Origin of the sequence: Nonomuraea roseola (assembly GCF_039535395.1) — a bacterium.
GTDB lineage: Bacteria > Actinomycetota > Actinomycetes > Streptosporangiales > Streptosporangiaceae > Nonomuraea > Nonomuraea roseola.
This window is the reverse complement of sequence record NZ_BAAAXC010000015.1, coordinates 1425462-1442577: the sequence shown is the minus strand read 5'-3', so window position 1 is coordinate 1442577 and position 17116 is coordinate 1425462. Positions and strand designations below refer to the sequence as shown.

Annotated in this window: 17 protein-coding genes; 13 read left to right on the top strand and 4 right to left on the bottom strand. The window is 69.8% G+C overall.

The window, feature by feature from the left end:
• The first annotated feature begins 100 nt into the window (after positions 1-100).
• Complete coding sequence (locus ABFX55_RS29745) at positions 101-2869, top strand: glycosyltransferase (protein ID WP_346126045.1); 2769 nt, start codon at positions 101-103, stop codon at positions 2867-2869.
• Entirely contained in the window at positions 2869-4188 is a 1320-nt protein-coding gene (locus ABFX55_RS29740; RefSeq protein WP_346126044.1) for a DUF5719 family protein, read from the top strand. The genes ABFX55_RS29745 and ABFX55_RS29740 overlap by 1 nt, the downstream gene beginning before the upstream one ends.
• 18 nt (positions 4189-4206) lie before the next feature.
• Here ABFX55_RS29740 and ABFX55_RS29735 read toward each other — a convergent pair whose 3' ends face one another.
• Positions 4207-4650 (bottom strand): metallopeptidase family protein, encoded by a 444-nt coding sequence (locus ABFX55_RS29735; protein WP_346126043.1) that lies wholly within the window; start codon positions 4648-4650, stop codon positions 4207-4209.
• Positions 4651-4803: 153 nt separating this feature from the next.
• Between ABFX55_RS29735 and ABFX55_RS29730 the strand changes: the two genes are divergently transcribed.
• From ABFX55_RS29730 to ABFX55_RS29710, 5 genes are read left to right on the top strand one after another with little or no spacing between them, the layout of a single operon-like run.
• On the top strand, positions 4804-5172 hold the full coding sequence (locus ABFX55_RS29730; RefSeq protein WP_183650001.1) for a DUF3499 domain-containing protein: 369 nt from the start codon (positions 4804-4806) through the stop codon (positions 5170-5172).
• A gap of 44 nt (positions 5173-5216) precedes the next feature.
• On the top strand, positions 5217-6563 hold the full coding sequence (locus ABFX55_RS29725; protein WP_346126042.1) for a phosphomannomutase/phosphoglucomutase: 1347 nt from the start codon (positions 5217-5219) through the stop codon (positions 6561-6563).
• A 3-nt stretch (positions 6564-6566) separates the two neighbouring features.
• Complete coding sequence (locus ABFX55_RS29720; protein ID WP_183649995.1) at positions 6567-6734, top strand: Trm112 family protein; 168 nt, start codon at positions 6567-6569, stop codon at positions 6732-6734.
• Positions 6731-7819, top strand: coding sequence for an SIS domain-containing protein (locus tag ABFX55_RS29715; RefSeq protein WP_346126041.1), 1089 nt, complete (start codon positions 6731-6733; stop codon positions 7817-7819). Before ABFX55_RS29720 ends, ABFX55_RS29715 begins: the two co-directional genes overlap by 4 nt.
• Positions 7820-7863: 44 nt before the next feature.
• Positions 7864-8784, top strand: coding sequence for a cation diffusion facilitator family transporter (locus ABFX55_RS29710; RefSeq protein WP_346126040.1), 921 nt, complete (start codon positions 7864-7866; stop codon positions 8782-8784).
• A gap of 30 nt (positions 8785-8814) precedes the next feature.
• On the opposite strand, the gene ABFX55_RS29705 is transcribed toward ABFX55_RS29710, so the two are convergent.
• Together ABFX55_RS29705 and ABFX55_RS29700 are read right to left on the bottom strand one after the other, a co-directional pair.
• A complete protein-coding gene (locus ABFX55_RS29705; protein WP_346126039.1) occupies positions 8815-9288 on the bottom strand; it encodes a GerMN domain-containing protein in 474 nt (157 codons plus the stop codon).
• A complete protein-coding gene (locus tag ABFX55_RS29700) occupies positions 9285-9644 on the bottom strand; it encodes a MerR family transcriptional regulator (protein WP_183649984.1) in 360 nt (119 codons plus the stop codon). Before ABFX55_RS29700 ends, ABFX55_RS29705 begins: the two co-directional genes overlap by 4 nt.
• A 100-nt stretch (positions 9645-9744) precedes the next feature.
• On the opposite strand from ABFX55_RS29700, the gene ahcY reads away from it, so the two are divergent.
• From ahcY to ABFX55_RS29685, 3 genes are all read left to right on the top strand, one after another.
• Positions 9745-11172: an adenosylhomocysteinase gene (gene ahcY, locus ABFX55_RS29695; protein ID WP_346126038.1), complete on the top strand. Its 1428-nt coding sequence runs from the start codon at positions 9745-9747 to the stop codon at positions 11170-11172.
• Between the two features lie 332 nt (positions 11173-11504).
• Positions 11505-12725, top strand: a complete 1221-nt coding sequence (locus tag ABFX55_RS29690; protein WP_346126037.1) for an adenosylhomocysteinase — start codon at positions 11505-11507, stop codon at positions 12723-12725.
• Between the two features lie 94 nt (positions 12726-12819).
• Entirely contained in the window at positions 12820-14181 is a 1362-nt protein-coding gene (locus ABFX55_RS29685; protein WP_346126036.1) for an LVIVD repeat-containing protein, read from the top strand.
• Positions 14182-14243: 62 nt separating this feature from the next.
• Here ABFX55_RS29685 and ABFX55_RS29680 read toward each other — a convergent pair whose 3' ends face one another.
• Positions 14244-14672: a DUF305 domain-containing protein gene (locus ABFX55_RS29680; RefSeq protein WP_346126035.1), complete on the bottom strand. Its 429-nt coding sequence runs from the start codon at positions 14670-14672 to the stop codon at positions 14244-14246.
• On the opposite strand from ABFX55_RS29680, the gene ABFX55_RS29675 reads away from it, so the two are divergent.
• From ABFX55_RS29675 to ABFX55_RS29665, 3 genes are all read left to right on the top strand, one after another.
• On the top strand, positions 14671-14883 hold the full coding sequence (locus ABFX55_RS29675; RefSeq protein ID WP_346126034.1) for a hypothetical protein: 213 nt from the start codon (positions 14671-14673) through the stop codon (positions 14881-14883). The genes ABFX55_RS29680 and ABFX55_RS29675 overlap by 2 nt on opposite strands.
• Positions 14884-15038: 155 nt before the next feature.
• Positions 15039-16472 carry an LVIVD repeat-containing protein gene (locus tag ABFX55_RS29670; protein WP_346126033.1) on the top strand — a complete coding sequence of 478 codons (1434 nt, stop codon included), beginning with the start codon at positions 15039-15041 and terminating at the stop codon, positions 16470-16472.
• Between the two features lie 104 nt (positions 16473-16576).
• Positions 16577-17041, top strand: a complete 465-nt coding sequence (locus tag ABFX55_RS29665; protein WP_346126032.1) for a hypothetical protein — start codon at positions 16577-16579, stop codon at positions 17039-17041.
• The last annotated feature ends 75 nt before the right edge of the window (positions 17042-17116 follow it).

Here is a 17116-nt window from a genome sequence, read left to right as displayed (position 1 = left end):
AATATTCACAAGGGTCACGCGGCGGCTGCTGTCTGCCGCGTGACCCTTTCGACTGTTATGGTGTCCGGCGCTGATCATCCCCCTGGTTGGAGCCGCGCCGATGTCCGCACCGCTCGTCACCGCCATCGTCGTGGCTCACGACGGCGCCCGCTGGCTGGGTGAGACGCTGGGGGCGGTGCTGGGGCAGAGCCGCCCAGCCGACCGGGTGGTCGGCGCCGACAACGGCAGCCGTGACGGCTCGGCCGACCTGCTCGAACGCGCCCTGGGCGCGGGCAACGTGCTGCGCCTTTCCCGCTCGACCGGCTTCGGCGCGGCGGTCGCCGAGGTCCTCGGCAAGCTCGAGGCGGCCAAGGACGAGTGGATCTGGCTGCTCCACGACGACTGCGCCCCCGATCCGCACGCGCTCCTGCACCTGCTGATGGCCGCCGAGCGCGACCCCAAGGCGGCGGTGCTCGGCCCGAAGCTGCGCGACTGGATGGACCGCAAGCTGCTGGTCGAGGTCGGCGTCACCGTCGACAGGTCGGGCAGGCGCGACACGGGCCTCGAAGCGCGCGAGTACGACCAGGGCCAGTACGACGGCGACCGCGACGTGCTGTCGGTCTCGTCGGCGGGCATGCTCGTGCGCCGCGACGTGTGGGAGCGGGTCGGCGGCATCGACCCCTCACTCGAACTGTTCCGCGACGATCTCGACCTGTGCTGGCGGGTGCGCAACGCGGGCCATCGCGTCGTCAACGTCAGGCGGGCGGTCGCCTACCACGCCGAGGCGGCGGCGCGCAGGAGGCGGCGCATCACCGCCAGCGGCGACCACCCGAGACGGCTCGACCGGCGCAACGCGATGTTCGTCGTCATGGCGAACCTGCCGTTCACCGCGATGCTCTGGGCGCTGGTGCGCAACGTGCTCGGCTCGATGGTCGCCACGCTGCTGTTCGTCGTGGCCAAGCAGCCGGCCAACGCCTACGACGAGGTGGCGGCCCTCGGCTCGGTGCTGCTGCATCCGGGGCGCCTGATCAAGGCGAGACGCGCCCGCAAGCACGGCCGAAAACAGGGATATTTCGCGATAAAGAAGCTGCTGACTCCGCGCGGAGCCGCCTACCGTCGCCTGTCCGATCTGGTGCAGGGCTTCCTGGCGGGGGAGGGCCCCGTGGAGTCGGCCGGCCGTCACCACGCGGTCGTCGCGCCGCCCAGTGAGGAGGACGACCTCATCCCGGACGACGCGGGCTTCCTCCGGCGTTTCCTCAGCCGTCCCGGCGTGCTCCTCACGCTGGCGCTGACCGCGGTCGCGCTGGTCGCCGAGCGCGACGTGCTCGGCGGCCCGCTGCTGGGCGGCGGCGCGCTGGTGCCGGTCGTCGGACAGTCCGCCGACCTGTGGCGCTTCTACCTGGAGGGCTTCCACGACACGGGGCTGGGATCGAGCGCGTGGGCGCCGCCGTACGTGGCGGTCGTCGCCGCCGTGTCCACGCTGTTCCTCGGCGAGACGTGGCTCGGGGTCTCGGTGCTGCTGCTCGGCTCGGTCCCGCTGGCCGGCGCCTCCGCCTACCTCGCCACCCGCACGATCATCCCCGCCGTTCCAGCGAGGATCTGGCTGGCGGCCAGCTACGCGCTGCTCCCCGTCGCCACCGGCGCCATCGCGGCGGGCAGGCTCGGCACCGCCGTGGTCTTCGTGCTGCTGCCCGTCTACGCGGGCCTCGGTGTGCAGCTGCTGTCGGCCGAGCCGCGCAGGGCCCGCCGTGCGGGCTGGGGGCTCGGCCTGCTGCTGGCCGTGGGCACCGCCTTCGCTCCGCTGGTGTACGTGCTGCTTGCGGTGCTCGGCGTGCTGGCCATGATCGCCTTCGGCAGGGTACGGCAGCTGGCCACGGCGCTGGCCGTACCGCCGGTGCTGCTCTACCCATGGATTCGCGGCTTCGCCGACCACCCTGGTCAGCTGCTCCTGGAGGCCGGGCTGCACAGGTCCTCGCTGATCGACCCCGCGCTGCCGCCGCACGCGCTGCTCACCTTCAGCCCCGGAGGGCCTGGGCTGCCGCCGTTCTGGGTCACCGCGGGGCTCATCGCGACGGCGCTGGCCGCCCTGCTCTTCCGCCGCCAGCGCATGATCGTCGCCATCGGCTGGGGCGTGGCCGTGTACGGCGTGCTCGCCGCGATCCTGGTCAGCCGGGTGACCGTCACCTCGGCAGCGGGAGGCGAGGCGGCCAGGGCGTGGCCGGGCATCCCGCTGGCCTTCGCCGCGACGGGGCTGCTCGTGCTGGTCGCGCTGACCGCGCACCGGCTGGCCGAACTGCGGGCGGCGGGCGGGCTGCGCAGGCTGGTCGCGGTGGCCGTGGTCGCCGTCGCCTTCAGCACGCCCGTGCTGGCCGCGGGCTTCTGGATCGCCTCGGGCACGCGCGGCCCGCTGAGCGGCTCGACGCCCGACCCGATGCCCGCGCTGGCCGAGGGGTCGAGGACCCTCCTGCTGCGTGGCGACTCCTTCACGGTGCTGCACCGCCGTACGCCCCTGCTGGGCGAGGCCGAGCTCCCGGTGCCGCGGCAGGCCCGTGACCAGGTGGCAAGGGCGGCGGCAGGGCTGGTCGCCGGGCGGGGCGGCACCGACGCCGCCACCCTGGCGGCCCTCGGCATCACCCATGTGGCCGTCGTGCGACCGGCGCCCGAGGTGACCAGCGCGCTCGACTCCCAGCCGCAGCTCACCCACCTGAGCCTGACAGAGGGTGAAGGGGTGTGGCGCCTGGTCGAGCCGCCCGCGCGGGTGAAGGCGCCGCCGGAGGATCCATTGCGCGTGCCCATGCTGTGGGCGCAGGCCGCGCTCACCGCCCTGGTGCTCGCCCTGGCCGCGCCCGGCGCCCGCACCGCCGATCCGCTCGTGGTGGCGGTGGCCTGATGAAGGGGTTCGTGGAGAACAGGTTCGGCCTCGTGGCGCTGGTCCTGATCGCGCTCGGCGCGCTGTACGGCGTGGCCTTCTTGACGCGTCCCGCGCGGGAGGCGCCGCCCGCGAGGGGCCCGCAGAAGGTCGCCGTGGAGTCGGTGGTGGCCGTCTGCCCCGCGCCTCGCGGCGCCGAGGTGGCCGTGCTGAGCGCTCCGGGCGAGGGGACGGTGACCGTCGGGTCCGCCCAGGTCAAGGAGCCGGGCAAGCTCTGGCGCGAGCCGGTCAAGGGAGACGGGCCCGTCGTGGTGAAGGCCACGGGGAAGGCGGCGCAGGGACTGGAGGCGTCGTTCGGCACGAAGACGGCCAAGGGGCGCTCGCGCGGCCTGGCAGGGGTACGCTGCACCGAGCCGGCGGGGACCACGTGGCTGATCGGGCCGGGCCCCTCCGCCGCCGGGGTCACGCTGCACCTGACCAACGCCGACGCCGCGCCCGCGCTGGCCGACGTGCTGGTGTACTCGGCCGAGGGGCCCGTGCCCAGCGACGCGGGGCGGGGGATCACCGTCAAGCCAGGGGCGCACGTCGAACTCGACCTGAACGAGCTCGCCCCCTCGGCCACCGTGGTCGCGGTCGGCGTGACGACGAGCACCGGCAGGCTCGCGGTGGCGGCGAGAGCGGTGATGGACGGGCGAGGGGTGGACTGGCTGCCGGCCTCGGCCCCTCCCGCCACGCGGGTCGTGGTGCCCGGGATCCCCTCGGGCGAGGGAAAGCGGGAGCTCCTGGTGGCCGCGCCGGGAACCCTGGACGCCGTCGTCCGGGTGCGGGCAGTGACCACGGACGGCAGTTATGCGATGAAGGGGCGTGAAACGCTTGATGTGATCGCCGGAACCGTGGCGGTCATGGAGCTGACCAAGGGCCTCGACGGGCAGGCGGCCGCGGTGGAGCTCGTTTCGGACGTGCCCGTGGTGGCCGGGATGGTGATCTCCACCTCGGTGGACGTGGCCTTCAGTGCGGGGACGCCGCCGCTCGACCTGGGCGGGGCCGTCGCCGACAACGGCAAGGGCTCGTCGCTGGTGCTCACCGCCGTGGGCGGCCCTGGACGGGTGAAGGTGGGCACGGCCACGGTGGACGTCCCGGCGTCGCGGACCAAGGTGGTGAAGGTCAAGGTGGGCACGGGGCTGGTGGTGACGCCGGTGTCGGGGCAGGTCTACGGCGGGCGGGTGACGAGCGAACGGATCGGGGCGGGGACGCTGGTCACCGCCCAGCCGCTGTCGCAGGGCAGGATCTGGACGATGCTGCCCACCTACATCGACGACCCCGCCGTCGTGCTGCCCTGACGGGCGGCCGCCCGGCGCTCAGCCGCGCTCGTCGTAGCCGGGGTCGACCGTCTCGGGCGACAGCCCGAGCAGCGTGGCCACCTGCTCGACGACCGTGTCGTGGACGAGCGCGCCCAGCATGTCGCGGTCGCGGGCCCGAGCCTCCAGCGGTCGCCGGTAGATCACCACGGAGGCCGGGTCGGCGCCCGAGGCGGTGTCGGCCCTGCCGAACGGGATCGGCTCGGAGCCGAGCCGGCCGGGGCCGTCGCCGAGCTCGCTCACCGGAGGCACCTCCTCCACGGCGAACTCCACGGCCGCCAGCTGCTTGCCCCACTGCGGCTTGAGCCTGTCGACCGCGTCGAGCACCAGGTCGTCGAAGCGCTCGCTGCGTGAGCGGGCGATGGGGACGTAGGAGGGGGCCAGCGGACCGCGAAGCCCGCGACCATGGCGGTCACGCCGCCGGGGACCACGCGTCGGTGTCACCACTCAAGCTTAAGCTTTCGGACGCACCTAATCAGGGCCCCCATCGGTACAGGTGGGTGTAAACGCTGTGACAGGTGTCCGAATTGTGGCGACACGCTCGTTAAGAGCGCTCAGGTAGTGGCGCCTCGCACTCTTACCGGATACGGTCCCTCCGTGAGCCCCGTCCGTCGCTGTTCCCGCACTGCTTGCAGTCAGCCTGCCGTCTTCACGCTCACGTACGTATACGCCGACTCGACCGCGGTTCTCGGCCCACTGGCGACGTACGCCGAGCCACATTGCTATGACCTGTGCGCCGAACACGCCGAACGGCTGACCGCCCCCAGGGGGTGGGAGGTCGTCCGCCTGCCGACCGACGGCGGCAGCCCGAGCACCGACGATCTCGAAGCGCTGGCCAACGCCGTCCGTGAGGCGGCCCGCCCCGCGCCGTCCGGCGGCACGGAGCCGGTCGGCCAGGGCGTCGAGGTGGGCCGCCGAGGTCACCTGCGTGTCCTTCGCTCCGCCCAACCCCACCGGGAGCGCTAGTAGGCTCGTCTCAGTCAGACAGGCGATCACCAAGGGGCGGGCGAGTGGGCGATCTCTCCAAGATCTTCAAGGCGTACGACGTGCGCGGCGTGGTGCCTGAGGAGCTAGACGAGGAGACCGCCGAGGCCGTGGGGGCGGCGTTCGCGGACGTGACGGGCGCGGCGCAGGCCGTCCTCGCCCACGACATGCGCGTCTCCTCGCGCGCGCTGGCCGACGCGTTCATCCGCGGCGCCACCAGCAGGGGCACCGACGTGATCGACGCGGGGCTCGGCTCCACCGACCTGCTCTACTACGCCAGCGGCAGCCTCGACCTGCCCGGCGTCATGTTCACCGCGAGCCACAACCCCGCGCGCTACAACGGCATGAAGATGTGCCACGCGGGGGCCGTGCCCGTCGGCACCGACACCGGGCTGACCGCGATCCGCGACAGGGCCGCCGCCTATCTCGAGAGCGGCATCCCCGAGGGCAAGCCGGGCAGCACGATCGAGAAAGACCTGCTCACCGGCTACGCCGAGCACCTGCGCACGCTGGTCGACCTGTCGGGCATCAGGCCGCTGCGCGTGGCCGTCGACGCGGGCAACGCGATGGGCGGCCACACCGTGCCCGCCGTCTTCGAGGGGCTCCCGATCGAGGTGACGCCGCTCTACTTCGAGCTCGACGGCACCTTCCCGAACCACGAGGCCAACCCGATCGAGCCGGAGAACCTGCGCGACCTGCAGAGGGCCGTGCTCGAGGGCGGCGCAGACCTGGGGCTGGCCTTCGACGGCGACGCCGACAGGTGCTGGGTGATCGACGAGCGCGGCGAGTCGGTCTCGCCCTCCACGATCACCGCGCTGGTCGCCGCTCGTGAGCTGGCCAAGCACCCCGGCTCGACGGTCATCCACAACCTCATCACCTCGCGCGCCGTCCCCGAGATCATCGCCGAGCACGGCGGCGTGCCCCTGCGCACGCGCGTCGGCCACTCCTTCATCAAGGCCGAGATGGCCCGCACGGGCGCGGTCTTCGGCGGGGAGCACTCGGCCCACTACTACTTCCGCGACTTCTGGTTCGCCGACTCGGGCATGCTGGCCGCGCTGCACGTGCTGGCCGCTCTCGGCGAGCAGGAGCAGCCGCTGTCGCGGGTGCTGGCGCCGTACTCCCGCTACACCGAGAGCGGCGAGATCAACAGCACCGTCGCCGACCAGCGCGAGGCCCTGGTGAGGGTCCGCGAGCAGTTCGAGGGCCGCGGCGAGGTCGACGAGCTCGACGGCCTGACAGTGACGGGGTCAGGCTGGTGGTTCAATCTCCGTCCGTCCAATACCGAGCCGCTGCTCAGGCTGAATGCCGAGGCGGCCGACGAGAGCCAGATGGCAGCGATCAGGGACGAAGTCCTCGCTGCTGTGAGGAGCTGAACAGTGAAGATCGACGACTGGCTGCTGGAGATCCTGGCGTGCCCGGCGTGCAAGTCCCCGCTGCGTGCGGAGCTCGACGCGGACGAGCTGGCCTGTACCGGCTGCGGCCTGGTCTACCCGGTGAGGGATGACATCCCCGTCCTGCTCGTGGACGAGGCGCGGAAGCCGTGATCTGGGAGCCCGAGCGGCTCGACGACCAGGCTCTGCTGTCGGCGGGCGACCCGGGCGCGATGCTGCCCGTGGTCGCCTCCGCGGCCGCCCAGGTGCGCACCGCTCATCGCAACGCCGGCGAGGCGGACATCGCGCGGCTGGCCCAGGACGGCAGGCCGCGCGCGATCGTGGTGACCGGCATGGGCTCGGCGGCGCTCGCCGGCGACATCCTGGCGGTGATCTGCGGGTACGGCGCGCCGCTTCCCGTCATCACCGTGCGGTCGGGCAGGCTGCCCGGCTGGGTCGGCGCCACCGACCTGGTCATGGCGGTGTCGTGCTCGGGGCGCACCGCGGAGACGCTCGCGGTGGCGGCCGAGGCCGTACGGCGGGGCTCCTCGCTGCTCGCGGTCGGGGCGCAGGACTCACCGCTGCACGCCATCGCCACGCAGGCGTCCGCGCTGTTCGTTCCCGTGGAGGCGAACGGGCCCTCGCGGGCCAACCTCTGGGGAATGGCGGTGCCGCTGGTCGCGGCGGCGGGCGCGCTGGGGCTGATCAAGACGGATCCCGACCTGTTCGAGGGCGTGGCCAAGGGCCTGGAGGACATGGCCAACCGCTGCCGTCCCTCGAGCGAGTCGTTCGTCAACCCCGGCAAGGCGCTGGCGATGGAGCTGGCCGAGAGCGTGCCGGTGATCTGGGGCGCCACGCCACTGACGGCGGTCGCGGCGCACCGGCTGGCGCTCCAACTGCACGAGAACGCCAAGTACCCGGCCCAGTGGGGCGCGCTTCCCGAGGCGGGCCACAACCAGCTGGGCGTGGTCGAAGGACCCTTTGCCGAGCGCGACATCTTCGCCGAGAGCGCGGGCCGCACCATCAGGCTGGTCGTGCTGCGCGAGCCCGAGGAGCGGCCGATCTCCCTGCTCAGGGTGGTCGAGGATCGCGACGTGCCGGTCAGCGAGCTGGCCGCGGAGGGCGCCCATCCGCTCGAAAGGCTGGCCACCCTCATCGAGCTCGGAGACTATGCGAGTGCTTACCTCGCTCTTGGGTATGGCATCGATCCGACGCCGGTGACGGCTATCACAGAGCTAAAGTCACGAACTTCCCAATAAGATCCCCTTCCCGGGATTTTCAGTGGCACGAGTGGAGATATACGTTGAGCGCGAGTGGTGGGACCAAAGCGATCGTTGCGGCATTGGCCGCGAATCTAGCGATCGCCGTCGCGAAGTTCGTCGCCTTCCTGTTCACCACCTCCTCCTCGATGCTGGCCGAGTCGATCCACTCGGTGGCCGACTCGGGCAACCAGGCGTTGCTGCTGCTCGGCGGCAAGCGCGCCCAGCGGGCGCGCACGAAGGAGCACCCGTTCGGCTACGGCCGTGAGCGCTACTTCTACGCCTTCGTCGTCGCGGTCGTGCTGTTCACGGTCGGCGCGGTGTTCTCGATCTACGAGGGCATCCACAAGATCGAACTAAGAGGCGATGTCGAGTCGCCCCAGTGGGCGTTCGGCGTGCTGATCTTCGCGATCATCGCCGAGATCTTCTCCTTCAGGACCGCCATCAAGGAGTCGAACCACGTCCGCGGCGACCAGAGCTGGGTGTCGTTCATCCGCCACTCCAAGTCGCCCGAGCTCCCCGTGGTCCTGCTGGAGGACCTCGGCGCGCTGCTCGGTCTGATCTTCGCGCTGTTCGGCGTCACCATGGCCGTGATCACCGGAGACGGCCTGTGGGACGGCATCGGCACCCTGATGATCGGTATCCTGCTCGCGGTCATCGCGATCATCCTGGCCATCGAGACGAAGTCGCTGCTGCTGGGCGAGGGCGCCTCACCCGACGTCGAGACGCAGATCAGGTCCGCGCTCGAAGGAGCGCCCGAGGTCTCGCGCGTCATCCACATGCGCACGCTGCACCTCGGCCCCGAGGAACTCCTGGTGGCGGCGAAGATCGCTGTCGACCACGACGACACGGCTGCCGACGTGGCCCGCGGCATCGACGAGGCCGAGCAGCGCATCCGCGCCGCGGTCCCGATCGCGCGGGTCATCTACCTCGAGCCCGACCTCGACAGGGCCCCCGTCAAGTAGACCCCGTCAGGCGAGCCCGGCCACGAGGCCCTACTCGTGGCCGGTGACGCAGGAGGTGCCCGCGTCGGTCTGGTCGAACAGGCAGCGGCCGCCCTTGTCCAGCGTGACGACCTTCTTCACGCTGGCGAACTGGCGCAGCGTCCTGTCGATCGTGTGCAGGATGCGGGCGTCGGCGCCGACGCCGAGCCCCATCACCGTGCGGCAGAAGCGCAGCGTCGCGGTGCCGTGCTTGATCTTCAGCTGGAAGTCGGCGCCGCAGTCCGACCTGCCCTTGATCTGACGGCCGAGCTCCGAGTGCAGCCCGCGCTTGCGCTCGGCCTTGGTCGGGCCCTTGATGAGCTGCTGGACGGCGAACTTGGCGACCCCGCTGTCGGGGGCCTTCCTGCTGACGGCGACGACCTTGCCGGGGATGCCGAGGTCGGCGGAGAAGTAGACCTTCACGGTGGGGCCAGGGGCCGTGGCGGGCGTCAGGGCGAGGGTGGTGGCGAGAATGAGCTCTTTCATACTCCGTTGGACGGTCTGCGAGGGCCTCTGGTTTGCAGCAATCGCAACGCCTTCTCCTTCTCGAAGTCGAGGGCCCGCCTCGGAGCCTGCAGCCGCCCGATCCGCAGCCCCAGATCCCGTACGGCCTGCGCCACCCCGGGCTCGCTCAGCGCCCGCAGCGCGAAGGCCAGCTCGGCGGGGGAGACGTCGAAACGCCGCTCCAGCTCCACCGCCTGGGCCACCGCCGTGAGGTCGTCCTCGCTGAACCTGCGGTGCGCTCCGCGCTCCCTGACCGGCGGCAGGAGCCCGAGCGCCTCCCTGTAACGGAGCATGCGAGGGGACATCCCCAACCGTCTGGCAGCCTCTGTGATGCGCATCCTTACATTCTTGTGGAAGATTCCACCCTCTCGGGATGCGACACGAAACGGCCCCACCTAGACTCGACGGCGACAACTTCGTTTCGCGAGGGGTAAACAGATGGACTTCAAGGTCGCCGACCTTTCACTTGCCGACTTCGGCCGCAAGGAGATCCGGCTCGCCGAGCACGAGATGCCCGGCCTCATGGCGGTTCGCAAGGAGTACGCGGCCTCCCAGCCCCTCCGCGGCGCGAAGATCATGGGCTCGCTGCACATGACGATCCAGACCGCCGTCCTCATCGAGACGCTCGTCGCGCTCGGCGCCGAGGTCCGCTGGGTCAGCTGCAACATCTTCTCCACCCAGGACCACGCCGCCGCGGCCGTCGCCGTCGGCCCCGACGGCACCGTCGACAACCCGCAGGGTGTCCCCGTCTTCGCCTGGAAGGGCGAGACGCTGGAGGAGTACTGGTGGTGCACCGAGCAGGCGCTCACCTGGCCCGGCGGCGAGGGCCCGAACATGATCCTCGACGACGGCGGCGACGCCACGCTCCTGGTCCACAAGGGCGCCGAGTACGAGAAGGCCGGCGCCGTCCCCTCCGCCACCGAGAGCGACCCCGAGGAGTGGCACGTCATCATCGACCTGCTCACCCGCACGGTCGGCGAGGAGAAGAAGTGGACGAAGATCGCTGAGCAGATCAAGGGCGTGACGGAGGAGACCACCACCGGTGTCCACCGCCTCTACGAGATGTTCAAGAGCGGCACGCTGCTCTTCCCCGCGATCAACGTCAACGACTCGGTGACCAAGTCGAAGTTCGACAACAAGTACGGCTGCCGCCACTCGGTTATCGACGGCCTCAACCGCGCCACCGACGTGCTCATCGGCGGCAAGGTGGCCGTGGTCTGCGGTTACGGCGACGTCGGCAAGGGCTGCGCCGACGCGCTGCGCGGCCAGGGCGCCCGCGTCATCGTCACCGAGATCGACCCGATCTGCGCGCTGCAGGCGGCCATGGACGGCTTCCAGGTCACCACGCTCGACGAGGTCGTCGGCATCGCCGACATCTTCGTGACCACGACCGGCAACTTCGACATCATCACGGCCGACCACATGGCCAGGATGAAGCACCAGGCGATCGTGTCCAACATCGGCCACTTCGACAACGAGATCGACATGGCCGGCCTGGCCAAGACGCCCGGCGTCGTCAGGAACAACATCAAGCCGCAGGTCGACGAGTGGGTCTTCGAGGACGGTCACTCCATCCTCGTGCTCGCCGAGGGCCGCCTGATGAACCTGGGCTGCGCGACCGGCCACCCGTCGTTCGTGATGTCCAACTCCTTCACCAACCAGGTCATCGCGCAGATCGAGCTCTTCGCCAAGACCGAGGAGTACCCGATCGGCGTCTACACGCTGCCCAAGCACCTGGACGAGAAGGTCGCCCGCCTCCACCTCGACGCGCTGGGCGTCAAGCTCACCACGCTGACCAAGGCGCAGGCCGAGTACATCGGCGTGAACGTCGAGGGCCCGTACAAGCCGGAGCACTACCGGTACTGATCCCTTCGATCATCGCGGCGGCGGGCGTCCTCTGGTCGCCCGCCGCCGTGCCACATCCGGCCCACCACATCTAGCCCACCACGTCCGGCCCACCACGTCCGTGACGGCGGGCCGCGCCCACGCCTGCGCGGTCCCGTCAGTCGAAGGCACCCAGCGGGACTCCGGTGGCCCGCCGTCACGTGCCCACGACGCTCTCGTGTGGCTTGACGAAGGGGGCGGGGCGGCGTGACGGCGAGGACCGGAGTCCCGCTGGAGTGGCGTGATGGACCGACGGTCACCGGTGACCACGGTGGGCTCGACTTGGCTGTGCCGTACAGGATTGAGGAGAGGTTGTGGGAGAGCGGAGGATCGCCTGGGCCGGCCGCGCGATGCCGGTTCTGACGGCGATCGGGGAGCGGTTCGGCAGGGAGCGCCCCCTCGAGGGGCTCAGGATCGCCGCGTGCCTGCACGTCACCGCCGAGACCGCCGTCCTGATGGGCGCGCTCAAGGCCGGCGGCGCGCAGATCGCGCTGGCCGCCTCCAACCCGCTCTCCACCCAGGACGACGTCGCCGAGGCGCTCAGGTCCTACGACATCGCGGTCCACGCGCGCGCGGGCGTCGACAGGGCCACCTACTACCGCCACATCCACCAGGCGCTCGACCTGGCACCCGACCTGGTCCTCGACGACGGCTGCGACCTGGTCAACATCCTGCACACCGAGCGCACCGACCTGCTCGGAGGCGTCAGCGGCGGCTGCGAGGAGACCACCACCGGCATCATCCGCCTACGCCAGATGGCCGCCGAAGGCGCGCTGCGTTTCCCCATGGTCGCGGTCAACGACACGCGGACCAAGCGGATGTTCGACAACCGGTACGGCACCGGCCAGTCCACGCTCGACGGCATCATGCGCGCCACCAACCTCATGCTCGCGGGGCGCACGGTGATCGTCGCGGGGTTCGGCTACTGCGGGCGCGGCGTCGCCGAGCGGGCCAAGGGCCTGGGCGCCCGTGTGATCGTCACCGAGATCGACCCTGTCAAGGCGCTCGACGCCTCACTGCAGGGCTACGAGGTGCGGCCGATGGAGTCCGCGGCCTTGGTGGGCGACCTGTTCATCACGGTCACCGGCAACCGCGACGTCATCAGGGCCGAGCACCTGGCGCTGATGAGGGACGGCGCGATCCTGGCCAACGCGGGCCACTTCGACGTGGAGATCGACGTACGCGCGCTGGAAGAGATGGCCGTCTCGCTCAACCAGGGCGTGCGGCCCAACACCGACGAGTACGTGCTCGCCGACGGCCGCCGCCTGCTGCTGCTGGCCGAGGGACGGCTGGTCAACCTGACCGCGGCCGAGGGGCACCCCGCCGCCGTCATGGACATGTCCTTCTCCGCCCAGGCCCTGGCCGTCGCCTGGCTGGCCGCCGAGCGGCTGAACCTGGCGCCGGGCGTCTACGACGTGCCCGAGGACATCGACGTCGAAGTGGCAAGGCTCAAGCTGGCCGCGACGGGCATCGAGATCGACCGGCTGACCGCGGACCAGGAGGACTACCTGCACTCCTGGCGCACGGGCTCCTGACGTACCGGATTTCGTGTGACAGTTCCCGGACAATCACTTGGTTGATCGCTGAACGACATGGATAATCCAGGGCATTTCCGTCTCTGGAGGCTCCATGAGATTGCGTGGCTTATCCTCCCTCGTGGCAGGGATCGTGGTGGCGATCGCCCTGGTCCCCGTCCCCGCCTCGGCCGCCGACGAGGTCACCAAGAGTGACAACATCCGGCACGAAGCCCACCTCGATCTGCCCGCCGGTGTGCAGATCAACACCGACATCGCCTTCCAGGGCGACTACGCCTATGTGGGTAGCTACACCGGCTTCTCGATCTACGACATCAGGCGCCCGAAGCGACCCAAGCTGGTCAGCACGGTCAGCTGTCCCGGCGGCCAGATGGACGTCACGATCTACGGCGACATCCTCGTCACCTCCGTCGACGACTCGATGAAGGACGACTCCTGCGCCAGCACGGGTCAGTCACCGAGTGTGAAGAGCTCGTGGGAGGGCCTGCGGATCTTCGACGTCAGCGACAAGGCCAATCCGAAGTACGTCAAGTCGGTCGAGACGAACTGCGGCTCGCACACCCACACGCTGGTGCCAGGCAAGTCGCGTGACGCCTTCTACGTCTACGTCTCGTCCTACTTCCCCGCCGCGAACCTGCCCGACTGCCAGCCGCCGCACGACCGCATCTCGGTGGTGAAGGTCCCCGTCCGCAACCCGACCGCGGCCGCCGTGGTCAACATGCCGGTGATCTTCCCCGACGGCGGCAACGACAGGACCCAGCAGCCCAACCTGCTCGCCGACACCAGCGGCTGCCACGACATCACCGTCTACGCCGAGAAGGACCTCGCGGCCGGCGCCTGTATGGGTGACGGCGTGCTCATGGACATCTCCGACCGGGAGAACCCCAAGGTCATCGACACGGTCAGAGACACGAACTTCGCTTTCTGGCACTCGGCGACCTTCAACAACGCCGGCACCAAGGTGGTCTTCACCGACGAGCTCGGCGGCGGCACCCAGGCCCGCTGCACCGCGGCCGAGGGCCCGACCAGGGGCGCCGACGCGATCCTCGACATCGTCGGCAAGAAGCTCGTCTTCAAGAGCTACTACAAGATCTCCAGGATCCAGACGAACACCGAGAACTGCGTGGCCCACAACGGCTCGCTGATCCCGGTCAAGGGCCGCGACATCATGGTCCAGGCCTGGTACCAGGGCGGGCTGTCGGTCTGGGACTTCACCGACTCGGCCAACCCGCAGGAGATCGCCTTCTTCGACCGCGGCCCGATCTCCGACACCCAGCTCAGGCTCGGCGGCTTCTGGTCGGCCTACTACTACAACGGCTACATCTTCGGCAGCGAGATCTTCCGCGGGTTCGACGTGTTCAGGGTCGACGACCGGCGCGTCAACCAGGCGCGAGGCGTGAAGTTCGACCGGCTGAACGTGCAGACCCAGTCCAGGTACCGCGAACGCGGCCACTGAGGTCCTCGGGGCGGCTCCCGCACCAGGGAGCCGCCTTCGCCCTCGGAGGTCCGCGCGGCGGTCTACAGAGCTGCCTGCATCTCCTGCATGCGGCGGATCTCCGCGGTCTGCTCGACGCCGATGTCGCTGGCGAGCTCGGAGATCCGCTGGTGGGCGCCCTCTCCGAGCACCTTGGTCGCCATCGTGATCGCTCCATGGTGATGGGCGATCATCATGGTCAGGAAGAGCCGGTCGAACTCCACGCCCGACGCGGCCTTGAGCGCCTCCATCTGCTCGGGCGTCGCCATGCCCGGCATCCCCGTGTGCGCCGCGTGGTGCTCGGGCACCTTCTGGCCCTGCTCCTGGAGCCAGGTGGTCATGTACTGGATCTCGGGGCCCTGCGCGTCCTTGATGCGGGAGGCCAGCCCCTTCAGCTTCTCCGACTTGGCCCTCGTCGGCGCGAGGATCGCCATGTCGAGCGCCTGGCGGTGATGGACGATCATGTTCTGCATGAACGACACGTCCACCGCGTTCGCGGTGGGGGAGGGCACCGCGGTGACGGCCTCGCCCGGCGACAGCGTCCTGGCGGCCTCGCCCGGTCTGCCCGGCGCGATCACCGGAGCCGTCGAGTCGGCCGTGGGCGCGGCGGTCCTGCTGTCTCCGCTACAGCCCGAGAGGGCGACCACCGTACAGGTGATGACAACGAGCGCGGCGCGCACCTGACCTCCGTGAGTCGAGAGAGCGAACTGTAAACCAGAACCGTGATCATCTAACAGATGGCAAAGCGCAATAACATTTGACGTACTGCGTGCTAGCTGAGAGTGAGATCGGGGCGTCACCATTTTTACATTTATGTCCCCCTTATCGGAGGAACGTGAGTGTTCATCCCCCGTAGAGCCCTCGTCCTGCTCGGCACCGCCGTCGCGTTAACGATCACCGCCCTGCCGGCCCAGGCCAGCGACATCCCCGCCCCTGGCCAGATCTCCAAGAGCGCCAACATCGAGCACGTCACCAACGTGCCCAAGCCGGCCGCCCTGGCCGACATCCACACCGACATGGCCTTCCAGGGCGACTACGCCTACGTCGGCAACTACCAGGGCTTCTCCATCTACGACATCAAGCACCCGAAGCGCACCTCCCTGGTGAGCAGCGTGGTCTGCCCCGGTGGACAGATGGACGTCTCCGTCTACGGTGACCTGCTGTTCGGCTCCGTCGACTCCTCCAGGAACAACGACTCCTGCCAGAGCACCGGCCAGAGCGCGCGGATCAAGGAGTCGTGGGAGGGCATCCGCATCTTCGACGTCAAGGACAAGGCCAACCCGGTCTACGTCAAGTCCGTCGAGACCAACTGCGGCTCCCACACCCACACCATCGTGCCGGGCAAGGGCGCCGACGCGGCCAAGCACGTCTACCTCTACATCTCCTCCTACGGCCCTGCGGCGGACTTCCCCGACTGCAAGACGCCGCACGACCTGATCTCGATCGTCAAGGTGCCGCTGGACAACCCCGCCGGGGCCACGGTGCTGAGCACCCCGGTGCTGTTCCCGCCCACCCGTGACACCAACGGCGACGGCGTGCCCGACGACGGCGGCTTCGCCGGTGTGCCGCTGCCGTACCCGAACGGCAAGTCCGCCACCTCCGGCTGCCACGACATCACCGCCTACCCGGAGAAGGACATCGCCGCCGGCGCCTGCATGGGCGAGGGCATCCTGATGGACATCTCCGACCGCGAGCGCCCGGTGGTCACCGCCACGGTCCGCGACGAGGTGAACTTCGCCTTCTGGCACTCGGCCACGTTCAACAACGCCGGGACCAAGGTCATCTTCACCGACGAGCTCGGCGGCGGCACCCGCGCCACCTGCAACGAGGCCATCGGCCCGAACCGCGGCGCCAACGCCTACTACGACCTCGTCGGCGGCCAGCTCCAGTTCCGCAGCTACTTCAAGATCGCCCGCCACCAGGCCGACACCGAGAACTGCGTCGCGCACAACGGCTCGCTGATCCCGGTCAAGGGCCGCGACATCATGGTGCAGGCGTGGTACCAGGGTGGCATCTCGGTCGTGGACTTCACCGACTCGTCGCGTCCCGAGGAGATCGCCTACTTCGAGCGTGGGCCTGACAACACCGCTCCGCCGCTCAGTGGCGGGTTCTGGTCGGCCTACTACTACAACGGCTACATCTACGGGTCCGACTTCAACCTCGGCCTGGACGTCCTGCGCATCAACGATCCCCGTACCAACCAGGCGAAGAGCGTCAAGTTCGACATCCTGAACGCCCAGACGCAGCCTTCGTACCCCGAGCACGGCCGCTGACCCAGCGGTGTGACCTGACGACCCCTGCGGCCGAGTGCGTGCCGCAGGGGTCGACATCGTGAGGGGGAGCGGCGTGAATGGGAGGGACGAAGGGAGTCGAAGCGATGCGCGAACCTCACCCCGCCCTCCAGCGGCTGAACGCCCTCGTGGGCGAATGGGAGATCTGGGCGACCGTGGGTGCCACGCCCACCGCCGGCGGCAGAAGCGTGGTCGAGTGGATGGAGGGCGGCGCCTTCCTGCTCCAGCGCACGGACGCGGAGCTACCCGAGGACGCCCCGCCCGAATGGCTGGCCAACTCGCCCTTCCCCGTCTCCGCGATCATCGGTCTGGACGACGCGTCGGAGGAGTTCACCATGCTCTACGCCGACGGCCGAGGCGTCCACCGCGTCTACCGGATGACCTTCGCCGACGACGTGTGGCGGATCTGGCGCGAGGCGCCGGGCTTCAACCAGCGGTTCACCGGCGCGCTCAGCGCGGACGGCGCCTCCATCACCTGCTCATGGGAGATGTCGCAGGACGGCACGTCATGGCAGCACGACTTCGACCTCGAGTACAGGAAGGTCAAGTAGGGCAGGTGTATCAGGAAGGTATCAGGCGACATGCTCCGGGACACGTAGTGACATAGTGGGTCGAGTCTGATCATT